Genomic DNA, 955 nt, shown 5'->3' on the forward strand with positions numbered 1-955 from the left:
AGACAAATATGTCCGATTGTATTTAGATTAGTAACAGAGTTAATATTTCTAACATAAGCTTGCTCAGTATTGAGATTTTTCCATCTAGAATTGTATCTTTCTGATTCAGTTCTTAGGCTATATATTTTTTTAAAAAATATAGAATCACGATTTATAGAGGACCTATAATCAGTCCCAATGGTTATGTATTTTACACAGCCTCTGTTTTTCTTACCATTAAAGTATTTATCATGCTTACAAGGACATAAAGAGTCATCCTTGGAAGTTCTAAAAGGACAGCAAAATTTTTGCTTAATATATGAATCAAAATATTGTTTACCATCTTTATGCATAGGTAAGCCGGCATCGCAAATGACATTACCTTTTGATGTTAAATTATGTTTCTTAGTGCCACGCTTATTTAAGGCAATGAAGGCATGACCTTTAAGGGTATAACGAATGAAATCATGATTTTGCTTTGAATCATAACCTTTATCAGCAATGATGTAACTGCCTTCAAGAGGAAACCATTCATTAGTAGAAGCAAGGATTTCAGTAAGATTAGAAACCTCATTAACATCAGCGGTGGTAGTAAACTCAGCAATAGGAAGACCAGAAATAGCATCGCAAATGACATGATTTTTGTAACCCCAATAGAACTCATAGTTTTTCTTAGAGTTTACGGTTTTATCTTCAGAAAGATGAAGATTCATGGAGTTATTAGCGGTATGAACACCTAATTTACAATCTTTATCAGAAGAAGGGGGATTATTTTTAGAAAATTTGTTATTTGAAAAGGATTTAGGGTTGTTAAATTTAGTATTAGCTTTAACAGGGGTAGCATCGACGGAAATAAATTTATTATCGATAAAGCCTAAATCTTTAAGGATATTAACTTGATTTTTCATGATTTCTTTAAGAAAAGAGTTAGAAAGATTTTTAATAAATCTTCGAAAAACAGAGTAAGAAGGTAAAG

Annotated in this window: 1 protein-coding gene; it reads right to left on the minus strand. The window is 31.0% G+C overall.

The window, feature by feature from the left end; all coding sequences use genetic code 11:
* Positions 1-955: transposase (locus CAAU_RS04635; protein WP_040305963.1), on the minus strand; the 955-nt coding region annotated here is incomplete at both ends.

The sequence above is a fragment of the Caloramator australicus RC3 genome, from assembly GCF_000297115.1.
Lineage (GTDB): Bacteria > Bacillota > Clostridia > Clostridiales > Caloramatoraceae > Caloramator > Caloramator australicus.